This is a genomic window from Streptomyces sp. NPDC003300 (assembly GCF_040610915.1).
Lineage (GTDB): Bacteria > Actinomycetota > Actinomycetes > Streptomycetales > Streptomycetaceae > Actinacidiphila.
The window spans coordinates 1-13,127 of the sequence record NZ_JBEXNE010000020.1 but is presented as its reverse complement, the minus strand read 5'-3'; the positions used below and the strand labels follow the sequence as shown (position 1 = coordinate 13,127).

At 71.3% G+C, this 13,127-nt stretch carries 9 protein-coding genes and 2 pseudogenes; 5 read left to right on the top strand and 6 right to left on the bottom strand.

Annotation, left to right across the window (positions count from 1 at the left end; translation table 11 throughout):
• The first annotated feature begins 138 nt into the window (after positions 1-138).
• Both ABZX65_RS25765 and ABZX65_RS25760 read left to right on the top strand, forming a co-directional pair.
• A complete protein-coding gene (locus ABZX65_RS25765) occupies positions 139-1,164 on the top strand; it encodes a hypothetical protein (RefSeq protein WP_355344488.1) in 1,026 nt (341 codons plus the stop codon).
• 442 nt (positions 1,165-1,606) lie between these two features.
• Positions 1,607-1,879 carry a hypothetical protein gene (locus tag ABZX65_RS25760; RefSeq protein WP_355344873.1) on the top strand — a complete coding sequence of 91 codons (273 nt, stop codon included), beginning with the start codon at positions 1,607-1,609 and terminating at the stop codon, positions 1,877-1,879.
• A 79-nt stretch (positions 1,880-1,958) separates the two neighbouring features.
• On the opposite strand, the gene ABZX65_RS25755 is transcribed toward ABZX65_RS25760, so the two are convergent.
• The gene (locus ABZX65_RS25755) at positions 1,959-2,453 is read right to left on the bottom strand and encodes an HAD family hydrolase (protein WP_355344485.1); all 495 of its coding nucleotides are present in this window, start codon (positions 2,451-2,453) and stop codon (positions 1,959-1,961) included.
• A 321-nt stretch (positions 2,454-2,774) separates the two neighbouring features.
• On the opposite strand from ABZX65_RS25755, the pseudogene ABZX65_RS25750 reads away from it, so the two are divergent.
• The 3 genes and pseudogenes from ABZX65_RS25750 to ABZX65_RS25740 all read left to right on the top strand — a co-directional run.
• A pseudogene (locus tag ABZX65_RS25750) lies at positions 2,775-3,999 on the top strand (transposase); the annotation flags it as partial.
• A gap of 533 nt (positions 4,000-4,532) precedes the next feature.
• The gene (locus ABZX65_RS25745; protein ID WP_355344482.1) at positions 4,533-5,186 is read left to right on the top strand and encodes a hypothetical protein; all 654 of its coding nucleotides are present in this window, start codon (positions 4,533-4,535) and stop codon (positions 5,184-5,186) included.
• A 116-nt stretch (positions 5,187-5,302) separates the two neighbouring features.
• Positions 5,303-6,046, top strand: a pseudogene (locus ABZX65_RS25740) (transposase); the annotation flags it as partial.
• A 252-nt stretch (positions 6,047-6,298) separates the two neighbouring features.
• On the opposite strand, the gene ABZX65_RS25735 reads toward ABZX65_RS25740, so the two are convergent.
• From ABZX65_RS25735 to ABZX65_RS25715, 5 genes are all read right to left on the bottom strand, one after another.
• Entirely contained in the window at positions 6,299-6,826 is a 528-nt protein-coding gene (locus ABZX65_RS25735) for an NUDIX domain-containing protein (protein ID WP_355344479.1), read from the bottom strand.
• A gap of 321 nt (positions 6,827-7,147) precedes the next feature.
• Positions 7,148-10,486, bottom strand: a complete 3,339-nt coding sequence (locus ABZX65_RS25730; RefSeq protein ID WP_355344476.1) for a PDZ domain-containing protein — start codon at positions 10,484-10,486, stop codon at positions 7,148-7,150.
• Positions 10,487-10,508: 22 nt separating this feature from the next.
• On the bottom strand, positions 10,509-10,853 hold the full coding sequence (locus ABZX65_RS25725; RefSeq protein WP_355344473.1) for a hypothetical protein: 345 nt from the start codon (positions 10,851-10,853) through the stop codon (positions 10,509-10,511).
• Positions 10,854-10,990: 137 nt separating this feature from the next.
• A complete protein-coding gene (locus ABZX65_RS25720) occupies positions 10,991-11,725 on the bottom strand; it encodes a 16S rRNA (uracil(1498)-N(3))-methyltransferase (RefSeq protein WP_355344470.1) in 735 nt (244 codons plus the stop codon).
• Positions 11,722-12,795: a nitronate monooxygenase gene (locus ABZX65_RS25715; RefSeq protein WP_355344467.1), complete on the bottom strand. Its 1,074-nt coding sequence runs from the start codon at positions 12,793-12,795 to the stop codon at positions 11,722-11,724. Before ABZX65_RS25715 ends, ABZX65_RS25720 begins: the two co-directional genes overlap by 4 nt.
• Between the last annotated feature and the right edge of the window lie 332 nt (positions 12,796-13,127).

Below are 13,127 nucleotides of genomic sequence, written 5' to 3'. Positions count from 1 at the left end.
CGATCGTGGACCTGTTCGCGGGCCATCTTCCGGCGGCGGACCGGCGGTAGGGCTTCTCCCGGGTGGCGCCCGTGCCGGAGCTCTTCGCGGGGCGGGCCGCGAAGGCCATTGTCAGAGGAGATTGGCAAGATTGCGGCCATGAATGTCGCTCCCGTCACTCCGCCACGGCCGATCGACGTTGTCGCGGTCTTTCCCGAACTGGCCCCACTGGCCCGCGCGGCGACCCGCCTGCACCCCCGTCCCGGTGCGCCGACGCGGCACGACAGCTCGATCGGCGGGCCGCTGCTGTGGCCCGCCGACGAGCCGTGGCCGTACTGCGAGGAACCGCATGTGGTGGACGGCGTCAACCCGGTCCGGTCCCCAGCGGATCTGCGGCAGGAACGCCGGATCTTCGCCGGCGCGTACGGCCGGGACCTGAACGCCGAGGAACGGGAGGCCCTTGAACGGATCCGGCCCCCTCGGACGCGTCCAGTGTGGCTGGCGGTTCAGTCGTACGACGGCCCCATAGAGATGCTGCCCGTCGCGCAACTGTACGCACGCGACGTGCCCGATCTGCGGCCGCCGGAGGGCAAGGACCTTCTGCAGGTGCTGTGGTGCCCCTTCGATCATCCGATCATGCCCAGGACCCTGCTCGTCTGGCGTTCGGCAGCCGCTGTCACCGACGTCCTCGACACGCCCCCCGAGCCGCCCGCAGTGCAGTTCGACGGCTATCTGCCGGAGCCGTGCGTGCTCGAACCGGAGCAGATCACCGAGTATCCCGACCATCTGGAGCTGAGCGAAGAACTGCGGGAGCGGATCAGGCAGTGGAATGTGCCGCAGGCGGCGGAGGAGGACATGGACCCGGACACGTACTACGACTGCGCGCTGTCCAACGCACCCGGCTGGAAGGTCGGCGGCTGGCCCGCCTGGGACTCCACCGACCCCGACCCGGAACGCTGCTCCGAGTGCGGTACCCGTATGGAGGTCCTGATGACCGTCGCCACGTTCGAGGAAGGGGACGACGCCGGGAACAGCTGGTCTCCGCACCCCCACCCCGGTGCCGGACCGTACCCGGGCCACCGCGGCTACAACGCGACCGGGGTCCAGATAGGCAGCGGCTACCGGCAGCATCTGTTCGTCTGCACGGCGAATGCCGAGCATCCGCACATCGAGTTGATGACGTAGCCCGCCCGCAGTGTGCTGCCGGTGCGTCACCGTGGGGGCATGCCGCGATGCAGGATGTCCGCGAAGCTCGCGGTCCCGGACACCCGACAGATTTGTTGACCTGCAGGGACGTGACCTCCGACGCATGGAGTTCCGCGCAGGTTAGCGCTTGTGTCTGAGCCTCGGTTTTGGGTAGCTCTGGGTCCTGGGCTGGGGCTGCGGGAGACGGTTGCCGTCGGTGGCTCCAGCTTGGACGAGGTTCCGTTCGTCGGCCTGCCGCGGTAGGAAGTGGCGGCAGGATCAGCGGTTTCGGAAGCGTGTGGCCGCGGAGTTGAGCGGGGCCGACCGGGCTGAGTGCGTGGAGGGCGGGGCGACGTGGGTCGTGGGGGTGGATCGCCGTTCGAACGCGATCTACTGCTCGCGGCGGTGTGTGACACGAACCTGGGGGGGCGCGAAAGGAACCGTGTTCGTGATGGCCACCCCGGCCGACATGACCGACCGCAACGCGGCCAAGGAAGTCCTCTCTCGGCTGCGGCTCATGCGTCCCGAGATCACCATCGTCGGGGCCGACGGAATCGCTGATCACCTGGGCCGCGATCACGCTCATGACCAGGCGCATCACCCGCCGAAGCTCCCAAGGAAGCGGACAGCCAGCTTCTCGCAAAGCCTCACGCGACTGATCATCTTCAACACGCCGGTCGGCGTGTTGACCACTACCTCGCCGGAGCCCGGCTGATCCCACTGTTCCACCGCGGGCGCTGGGCTGGCTCACATTCGCAGTCGCCGCGCGCGGCAGGGTTACATCACCATCTCGATCACAGCCCGCAGCCCCTCGGGTCGACTCCCAGCCGGTCGCAGGCGAGCTGGAAGATCCGCGGATCGGGCTTGTCCACGCCCACCTCGTACGAGAAGACGTTTGCGTCGATGTCCGGCGTGAGGCCGAGCGCGTCGAAGACCGGCCGCCGGTCCCAGCCGACGTTGCTGACGACCGCGATCCGTACACCCTGTTCACGCAGGCGCCGCACCACGTCGAGTGCATCCGGACAGAGCCGCCACGCGGCGGCCTGGAACGTCCGCCCGTACAGCGCGTCGTACAGACCCACCCGGGGCAGCTCTGCCTGCCGCGCCAGACCGGTGAACGCGGCGCGATGCGCCTCCTCGCTGCGGTCGCGCGCCTGCCACACCGCGGCCAGCTGATCCGGCACCGCCCGAGGCGGAGTGCCGCCAGGTACAGCCCCTGCTACGTCGAGCCGCTCCCCGTACAGGCGCACCTCCGTGTCGGAAGCCTCGATGCCACGGTCGTCGAGCACACCACGAAGCCAGCTCTACGCCGACTCGATCCGTAGCAGGGTCCCGGACGCGTCGAACAGCGCACCTTTTATTGTCGTGATCGCGACCCTACTCGCAGTGAGACTTCGAGTCCTCGCCACAGGTCACCGCTGGGCCTCAGGACCGGGCAGCCGAACCCGGGATCGGAAACAGGCTCTGAGCTTGTTCTTTATGGTCTGACCTCGAACAGTGCCCCGAACGTGATCACTCATACAGGGATTCTGGGGATGTGAACACGGCCTCCGTCTGATCATGTGCTCCGACCAAAGAGGCACTTGACCAGTAAGAAGGCCATGGGGGGAATGAGTCTGTTGCATCACGATGTCCGGCGCGAAGCGTACGCGGTGGCATCACACTTCCGGAACGACTTCTTCGACTGTCTGACCGCGCGCGGGGCCGACCGATCGACGCGGTGCTGTGCGCGGACGGGCCGGACGCTGACGGCCGAACACCGGCGTGGGACGGTCCTCGGACCAGTTCATCCCCGGCTGGCCGTACTCCTTCGTCGCCGCCCTCGAATCGGGCCGGACGTCTTGGTGCCAGCTCCTGGACGCCGTCCGTCTCGGACCCGAGGACAACGTCGCCGAGGTCACCGCCGCCCAACTCCGCCGGGTCGTCACGGACCTGATCGAGATAAGCCGCTGGCACTTCGGCGATCGCGACATCCTCATCGTCTTCGACGCCGCTTACGACGCCCCGCGCATGGCCCACCTCCTGGCCGGCCTCCCGGTCGAGGTGCTGGGGCGGATGCGCTCCGACCGCGTCATGCGACGGCCGACGCCCTCGCTCAAGAAGTACGCCCTGTCCTACCCCCATGGCGGGCGACCGCCGAAGCACGGCAAGGAGCTCCGCTTCGCCAAGCCGGAGACCTGGGGCGAGCCGGACGCGGCAACCGAGCAGGTCACCGACCGGTACGGCACCGCCCGCGCGATGGCCTGGGACCGCATCCACCCCCGTCTGACCACCCGCTCCGCCTGGATCGACTACACCGGCGAACTCCCCGTCATCGAAGGCACATTGATCCGCCTCCAGGTCGACCGCCTGCCCGGCGGAGGCGACCCACTCCCGCTCTGGCTCTGGTCGTCCGCCACCGGCCTGGACAGCGAGGACGTCGACGTGCGCTGGCAGGCGTTCCTGAGGAGGTTCGACATCGAGCACCTCCTCAGGCTGATGAAACAGACCCTCGGGTGGACCCGTCCGAAGCTGCGAACCCCCGAGGCCGGCGAGCACTGGACCTGGCTGATCATCGCCGCCCACACCCAGATCCGCCTCCTGCGCGAGGCCGCCGCCGACTTACGCCACCCCTGGGAGAAGCCCGCCGGGCCCGGCCGACTCACCCCGGCCCAAGTCCGCCGGGGGTTCAGGAACCTCCGCCCGAACCTGCCTTGCCCGGCGCATGCACCCAAACCAAGCCAGCCGGGCCCCGGCAGGCCACCCGGCTCGAAAAACCGGCACCCCACCACCCGCTACGACGTGGGCAAGACCACCAGACGCCCCGAAAGCATCATCGAACGCGATCAGCTCAGAGACGGAGTACAACGTCAGAATGGAACAGCCAGCCCGGCCTCGCGCAATCGAAGCAGTGCCACGTCCATGCACTCGGCGACCGAGGCCCCGTCCGCCCTCATCCCACCGCCCAGCGGCCCACCTGAAGCAGCGAACGTCCACGCCGGCTGACCGTCACGCATGCGCTCCGCGTCGACCCGGATCATGGCACCGACTCCCTGCTCGCCAAGCCACTCCAGGATGGACAGCGTCACGTCCTCGATGCCGCTGTCCAGATCCGCCTTGGGCCGCCGCCCCATCCCCTTGGCCATGACCACAACCCTACTCAGCAGCTGAACGAGTCGTGTCACGCACTCTCAAAGCGGCTCAGACCATAAAGAACAAGCTGAGCTTGCCATTTAATGTCCGGGGGATCATCGAGTCGGTGTCCCGGAAGCTCGAACCGGTATTGCGGTGTGCCCGAGAGTGTTGTGGTCACGCCAGTGGGCATCGCTACTGCTGGCGGGCGGGCCCTGGGCCCGGATCCTGTATCGCGGCTCGGTAGCGTCACCCTGGTGGACCTTAATCTTTTCAACAGCGTGCCCAATGGCCTGACGCCACGCGCCCGGTCGTTCGTCAGCTCGCACGGCGTCAAAGTAGACCTCCGATCCGTCGAGGCGCACAGGCAGTGGTGGCTGGAGCGAGCTATTCCAGCAGCGACGATCGACCGGATGGCGGCGTGTCAAGAACGTTGGGGCGGTCTGCTCCTGCCGCCTGCATCGCAGTACGACGGCGGCCCCAAGTTCTTCGATCCGGACTCGCCGGAAGGCTCTGCCTCCGAAGGGTGGTGGTTCGAAGCCGGACCGCAGCGTACCGCCGTCCCCTACTCGTTCATGATCGGACCAAATGATGAATTCGGCATCCATGCGGACCGTTGGACGCCACTCCACGCGACCGTCGAGGGCTGGGTGGAGTCGCTCGCGCTGACTCACCACGCATCCATGTGGGCAAAGCAGATCACCAAGGTCACGGGCGATGATGTCGACGGCATCGACCTGGACGCCTACGAGCCGGTAATAGAGGTGCGGGGCCTGGCCGACACGTGGTGGCGGGGAAGCGAATCGTTGGTGGCGATGTACACGGGTGAGGCTGAATCCCTCTCCTTTCCCAGAGCACGCACCGCGCTGATCTATTCGGGCCTGGACGACTGGGGACTGCGAGGTGGTTGAGGACGTCAGCGCCTGAGCGCTTCAAGAGGGGCGGCTTCCACCCAAACGGCGATTCTCCGGACGAAAGGTCGGCCTTCGCATAATCCTGAACTCAGCTACGGGGAACAGGGTTCGACATGGAGGCCGCAGTGCCGGGTCTGCTCCACCAGGACGCCCGCCAGCAGGCATTCGCGAGACTGTCACGCTTTCGGGGCGATTTCTACGACTCCCTCACCGCGCGGGGTGACGCGCTGTTCGAGCTGGCGGACGCGTTGCTGTGCACGGACGGACCGGTCAAGACCTTGGTGGACCTGTCATTGGCGCCCGAGCACCGACGCGGACACGGCTCCCCCTATGCCGCGCTGAACAACGGTGCAGTCGACGGGACCGGCTGCGACGGCGGTTGGCCGAGCTGCCGCGGGCGGCCGACGGCCGCCTGATCTTGGCGGTGGACGTGAGCCCGTGGCTGCGGCCGGACGCCGGCACCGCGCCGGACCGTTCGTTCTGCCACACCTACGGACGGGGCAAGGACGAGCACCGGATGATCCCCGGCTGGCTACTCGATCGTCGTCGCCCTGGAGAGCGGCCGGACCTCGTGGACCGCACCTCTGGACGCGGTCCGCCTCGAACCCGGCGCCGACGTCTGCGCCGTCACGGTCGCCCAGCTCCGCCGAGTCGTGGAGGAACTGGTCACAGCCGGGCGACCGCCCAAACATGGTGGTGAGTTCGTCTTCGGACAGCCCGACACCTGGGGCCAGGAACACGCGGTGACCGTCACCGAGACCCGACTCTACGGGAAGGCCACCGCCCGGGCCTGGGACCGGCTCCATCCCCGCCTCACGAAACGGGCGGCCTGGCTCGACCACGACGGCGAGCTGCCCCGTGCACCCAAACCGACCCGACCAGGACCAGGACGCCCTCCTGCCTCGAAGAACAGCACCATCGCCACCCGCCACGACGTGGGAAGAGTCCTCGCAACCGGCGAGCCGCACCAACGACCGGCCCATGCCTGCGTTTCGTCACTCGGTAAGGCCCATTTCGTCGGTACCTCTGGGTGGGGTCCGGGCCCTGCGCGACTGGCCGTCCGCCCAGGGCAGGCGGGGGGTGCGGGCCGGGCGGGGAGGGGTGGAGGGTTATGAGGGAGGACGGGGAACGGGTGGGGGTGTCGGGGGCCAGCCGTGGAGGGAGATGGCCAGGCCGCCGTCGAGGTAGGAGCGGAGGGCGAGGTCGGTGGACGGGACCATGGGGGTGGGGAGGTCGGTGACGGGCGTCCAGCGGACCTGGCTGTGCTTGCCGGGCTCGCGGTTCTCCGGCTGGCCGTGCCAGGTGCGGGTGGCGAAGACCACGGTGAGGAATCCGGCCGGGGACTCCACGCCCCACGCGCCGTGCACGACGTGGGCGAGAGTCAGGTCGCCGGGGTCGACGGTGAGGCCGGTCTCCTCGTACAGCTCCCGGACGGCCGTGGCGGTGACCGGCTCCCCCGGGTCGCTCTTGCCGACCGGGAGGTCCCACATGCCCTGGCCGAATTTGGACCGCTCACCGCGCTGGAGCAGCAGGACCCGGTCGGCAACGGTGTCGTGGACGATGACGGCCGCGACGAGCAACGTCATGGAGTCGACAGCGGGCGGCAGCGCCGGGGGTCGGTCGCCAGGCTGAGACATCGAGGCTCCCTTCATACGGACCGGCACGGACAGATGAGGCGTAGGGGGACCTCGGGTCCTCCCCTCCTGGGCCCCCCTCCCCCGGCAACCCCCACCGGCAGGCGGACGCCGACGTACCGGAAGGGGACGGGCCGGGGTGCCCCCGCAGAAATGCGGTGACAAGAAGGGCACCGGATACGCGGGACCAGGTAGCCGCATTTCGAGGAGGTGCCCCGGCCCGGCACCGACCAGGCACAAGCGGCACCCGCAGACGAACAAACACCCGCACGGGTGGGCGGGCGGGCAAAACCAGGCCCGAAGGGCCAACCACCGCCGACCCGATCAACCGCCCATACCCGGCAGCGCCGGCGGCCTCTTGGCCGGAGACTCCTCCAGCGCGGCAAGCGCCATGCCCACGGCAGTGTCAAGCTGCGGATCCCGCCCGCCAACCGAATCCTGCGGAGCGTGAACAACCTCGACGTCCGGATCAACCCCATGGTTCTCGACGCCCCAGCCGTACCCCTCCAACCAGAAGGCGTACTTCGGCTGCGTGACAGCCGTCCCATCGACCAGGTGGTACCGGTTGTCGATGCCGATGACCCCGCCCCAGGTGCGGGTACCGACCACAGGCCCGATGCCGAGAGCCCGAATCGCGGCGTTGACGATATCCCCGTCGGACCCGGAGAACTCGTTGGCGACAGCCACAATCGGCCCCCGCGGGGCATCCTGCGGATAGCTGACCGGGTGCGCGTCGCGCGGCAGGTCCCAGCCGACGACCCGGCGGGCCAGCTTCTCCACGACGAGCTGCGACGTATGGCCGCCGCGGTTCTCGCGGACGTCCACGACCAGGCCCTCGCGGGCGACCTCGACGCGCAGGTCGCGGTGGAGCTGCGCCCAGCCGCTGCCGACCATGTCGGGCACGTGCAGATAGCCCAGCCGCCCGCCGGACGCGCGGTGGACGTGGGCGCGGCGGTCGGCGACCCAGTCGTGGTAGCGCAGCGGTTCCTCGTCGGCGAGCGGTACGGCCACGACATGGCGTGCGGGGCCGCCCGCGGCGGGGGCGACGGTCAGTTCCACCGGCTTGCCCGCGGTGCCGACCAGCAGCGGCCCCGGTCCCGTCACCGGGTCGACCCGGTGGCCGTCCACCGCCAGCAGGAGGTCGCCCGCGCGGACGGCGACGCCCGGCGCGGCCAGCGGGGAGCGGGCGTACGGGTCGGAGGACTCGCCGGGCAGCACCCGGTCGATCCGCCAACCGCCGTCCTCCGTACGGGAGATGTCCGCGCCGAGCAGACCCTGCCGGTGCAGCGGGTCGAAGTGGCCGCCGGACGGGATGACGTAGGCGTGCGAGGTGCCCAGCTCGCCGTGCAGCTCCCACAGCAGGTCGATCAGGTCGTCGTGGGTGGCGATCCGGTCGAGCAGCGGCCGGTAGCGCTCGCCCGCCGCCGCCCAGTCGACGCCGCCCATGTCGGCGCGCCAGAAGTTGTCGCGCATGAGCCGGTGCGTCTCGTCGTACATCTGCCGCCACTCGTCCTGCGGGCGGACGGTGACCCGGACCCGGGTCAGGTCGACGGTGATGGAGCCGCCGGACTCGTCGTCCGCGTCGGACTTGCTGTCGGCGGGCGTGATCCGCAGCCGCGATCCGTTGGTGAGCAGCACCTTGGCGCCGTCGCCGGTGACCGCGAAGGCGTCGGCGTCGTCGGCGATCTCCTCGATACGGAGCTGCGCCAGGTCGTACCGCTCCAGCACGGTGTTGGGCGGCTGGGCGTCCGGGGTGGCCAGGGCCGCGCCGAGCGCGCCGACCAGCGGGTGGCGCAGCCACAGCACACCGCCCTTGGCGGCGCGCAGCCCCGAGTAGTGCCCGGCCTCGACGGGGAAGGGCACGATCCGGTCGGCCAGGCCCTCCAGGTCGACGCGGGTGACGGGCGTACGCGGCCGGTCGTCCTTCTTGCCCTCGCCGCCGCTCTCCTTCCCCGCGCCGTCCTGCTCCTCCTTGGCCGGGCCGTCCTGGTCGTCCTCGTCGGCGTCGTACGGGCGGCCGTGGCGCTGCGGGCCGAACGGCGAGGGCGTCGTCGCGCACAGCGTGATCAGGTGCGGGCGGCAGGCGTTGGGGAAGGACAGGTCGAAGACGTGCGCGTCGTAGACCGGGTCGAAGGCGCGCTCGGACAGGAACGCCAGGTGGCGGCCGTCGGCGGTGAAGGCGGGCGCGAAGTCGTTGAACCGCAGCGGGGTCGCGTCGGCCACCGACAGGTCGGCGGTGGCGGCGATCTTCACCTGCCGCAGTTCGCCGGGGCCCGGCTGCGACCAGGCGAGCCAGGCCGAGTCGGGCGAGAAGGCGAGGCCGGACGCGTCGCCCGAGTCGCCCGCGATCACCTCGCGCACCTCGCCGGTCTGCGTCTCGACCAGCAGCACCCGGCCGTCGTGCGAGGCGACGGCGATGCGGTGCCCGTCCGGCGAGACCTCCATGTGCAGCACCCGGCCCAGGCGGCCCGCGGCGAGCCTGCGCGGCGCGGCGCCGGCCGGCAGGCCGACGGCGGGGGCGACCTCCAGGGCGTCCTCGCCGTCCGCGTCGGTGACCCACACCACCTGCTGCTCGCCGTCGGCGCCGCCCTGCCCGAACACCCGCGGCATCCGGGTACGGACGCCGGGGTCTGCCGCCAACGCCCGTGCCGGGCCGCCGCGGTGGGTCAGCCAGTGCGTGGTGCCGCGGATCTCCAGGGCGCTGCCCCGGCCGGTGTGGTCGGGGCGCGCGTCCCCGAGGTACCGGGCGGCGCGTACGGGGTATGGCCGCAGGTCGGCGCGCTGGCCGCCGAGGCGTACCTCGATCTCGCGCGGTGCCGCGTCGGCGTCGGTCAGATCGTCCAGCAGGTGGACGCGGCCCCCGGCCATGTACGCCACGCGGGCGCCGTCGGTGGCGGCCTGCCGGGCGTAGAAGCCGTCGATGCCGTCCGCGGGGGTGTGGCGGCGCAGGCCGGTGCCGTCGGGCAGGCTCGAATAGAGCGCTCCGGCGCCCTCGTGGTCGGACAGGAACGCGATGCGGTCGCCGACCCACATCGGGCACTCGATGTTCCCGTCGAGGTCCTGGTGCACCCGCTCGAAGGCGCCGTCGCCCGCACGGTCGATCCACAACTTGCCCGCCGTGCCGCCGCGGTAGCGCTTCCAGTGCGCGGCTTCCCTGCTCATCGTCGGCGACTGGATCAGCACCGCGCCGTCCGGGCCGTACGCGAGATCGCCGACCGGACCGTACGGCAGGGTCCGCGCGGGCCCGCCGTCCAGCGGCACCGCCCGCGCCCATGTCCGCCGCGAGGACGCCTCGCCGTACGGCGTGACCGCGACCAGCTCGCCGTCCGGCGTCCACGTCCGCACGGCCGTCCGTACGTTGCCCCAGTACGTCAACCGGCTGGCCTGGCCGCCCTCCAGGGGCGCGGCGTGCACCTCGGGCGCCCCGTCCCTGGTCGACGTCCACGCCACCCACTCGCCGTCGGGCGAGACCCTGGGCCGTCCGACCGGCATGTTGTCCGCGCTCACCCGCCACGCCCGGCCGCCGTCCAGCGGCGCGACCCACACGTCGTCCTCGGCGGCGAACGCGAGCAAGTCGCCGTGCGGGTGCGGGTGTCGGAGGTAGGAGGGCTGCGGCGCGCTCGGGCGCGGCTGCCGCGTCACGTGCTGGTCGTGGTCGGTCACCACGCCAGCCTAGCGACGGCGATCATGTCTTCGCCGAGCAGTTTCCGAGACCTCGTACGTCGAAGACGGTCTTCTTTCCGACCACCGCGGTCAGGTGGCCCTGGACGCACTTGTCGTCCAACTGCTTGGTCACCGTGCCCTTTACGGTGATCTTCTCGTCGTGGTCGGTCCGGCCGAGGCAGTCGACGTCGTCCTCGGTCCTGCCCGTCGTCGCGCTGCACGACAGCCAACTCACGTCAACGTTGTCCTTCTTGAGCGCCCGCGTCGCCAACTGGTCGGTCGTCGCCGACACCGCGCTCGCCCCCAGCCCGTCCGCCGGGTCGCATCCGCTGATCGTCATCGCCATGAGGGCTGCCGTCACGGCCATCCCCCCGGCTCCCCATGTCCCCATTCGTCCCATCCCCCCAACCTCCGCCCGCGACCGCCCTCCCGTAAATCCCCCGAAGGCAGGACCTTCCCCTTACGGGTGGCTGCCCCGCCCGTAAGGCCGGGTGGGTCGGAAGGTCAGGACCAGCGGCCGGTGCGGGCGAGGAGGACGGAGGCGGCGGCCACCCCGGCGGTGGAGGTGCGCAGGACGGTGGGGCCCAGGCGGTAGGCAGTGGCGGCGAGCGTGGCGATCTCCTCGGCGGAGACCCCGCCTTCCGGCCCGACGACGAGCACGACGGACCCGGACGCGGGCAGCGCGGCGGAGGCCAGCGCGGCCGAGCCCTCCTCATGGAGGACCCCGGCGAATTCGGCGCCGGCCAACAGCCCGGCGACCTGACGGGTCGTCATCAGGTCCGCCACGGAGGGAAATCGCAGGCGCCGCGCCTGCTTGGCGGCCTCCCGCGCGGTGGACCGCCACTTCGCCAGGGCCTTGGCGCCCCGGTCACCGCGCCACTGGGTGACACAGCGGGCCGCCGCCCAGGGAACGACGGCGTCGACCCCGGCCTCCGTCATGGTCTCGACGGCCAGCTCCCCGCGGTCCCCCTTGGGCAGCGCCTGGACGACGGTGATCCGCACGGCGGGCTCGGGTTCGACCCGCGTCTCGCGTACCTCGACGTCGAGCACGTCCTTGCCGGAGACGGCGGCGACCACCCCGTACGCACCGCGCCCGCCCCCGTCCGTGAGGACGATCGCCTCGCCGGGCGTGAGGCGGCGCACGGAGACCGCGTGCCGCCCCTCGGACCCGGTGAGGGTGACGGTGGACGGGGAGCCGTCCAGCACGGCGGGTTCGACGAGGAAGACGGGGGCCGTCATGCGAGCGCCTCCCGGGCGGCGTGGAGTTCTTCGACGAGGAGTTCGACCAGGCGCCCGGCGGAGACGTCACGGGCCAGCCGATGGCCCTGACCGGCCCACAGGGCCATGCCCTGCGGATCGCCCGCCGCGGCGGCGGCCTTGCGCAGCCCGGAGGTGAGGTGGTGGATCTGCGGGTACCCGGGCGGCGCGTACGGCCCGTGCTCGCGGATGAAGCGGTTGAGCAGTCCGCGCGCGGGCCGCCCGGAGAAGGCGCGGGTCAGTTCGGTGCGGGCGAAGACCGGATCGGTGACGGCCCGCTTGTGCAGCGGACTCGCCCCGGACTCCGGGCAGACCAGGAACGCCGTGCCGAGCTGCGCCGCGTCCGCGCCCGCCGCGAGCACCGCCGCGACCTGCCCGCCGCGCATCAGCCCGCCCGCCGCGATCAGCGGCAGCTGCACGGCCTCGCGTACCTGCGGCACCAGCGACAGCAGCCCGAAACCCGCGCCGTCGAGCTGCGGGTCGTCGCGGTGGGTGCCCTGGTGGCCGCCCGCCTCCACGCCCTGGACGCACACCGCGTCCGCCCCCGACCACTGGGCGGCCAGCGCCTCGGACGGCGAGGTGACCGTCACGACGGTGTACGTACCGGCCTTCGCGAAGGCGTCGAGCACCGAGCGCTCCGGGCACCCGAAGGTGAAGCTCACCATCGGCACCGGGTCCTCCAGCAGGATCGCGATCTTCGCGTCGTACGCGTCGTCGGTCCCGCTGTCCGGGTCGCCCAGCGGCGTCCCGTACCAGGCGGACTCCCCCGCCAACTGCTCGGCGTACACCGCGACCGCGGACGGATCGGCCGTCGCGGGCTGCGGCATGAACAGATTCACCCCGAACGGGTGCGAGCTGAGATGCCGGACCTGCCGGATCTCCTCGTACATCGCCTCGGAGGTCTTGTACCCGGCGGCCAGAAAGCCCAGGCCGCCCGCCGCCCCCACGGCCGCGGCGAGCTGCGGATTCGACGCGCCTCCGGCCATCGGCGCCTGAATGATCGGATACGCCGAGAACGACGAGAGATCGGTCAACGCGGACATGACGTTCATCGTGCCATGCCGCCTCCCGGCGAGGTGCGGTACCCCGTGCGGGGCGAGGCACCGCCTCACGTGAGGCGGTGCCTCGTTTTCAGGGGCGCGGGGAACCGCGCGACAAGCTCCCGCCGGGCCGGTGGTCCGAGGACATACCGATCCCGCCCCTCTGGGGCCGGTGGTGACCCGCGGGAGCCATTCGGCCGGTCCGCGGTTCCCCGCGCCCCTGAAAAGACCGGCTCACCCCCCCCCCCCCCCCCCCGGGGGGCCCCCCCGGGGGGGCGCGGGGGGGCCAGCCCCCGGGGGCGTGGGGCGGGGAGGGGGGGTAAAGGGCCACGGGCCCCCCCGCC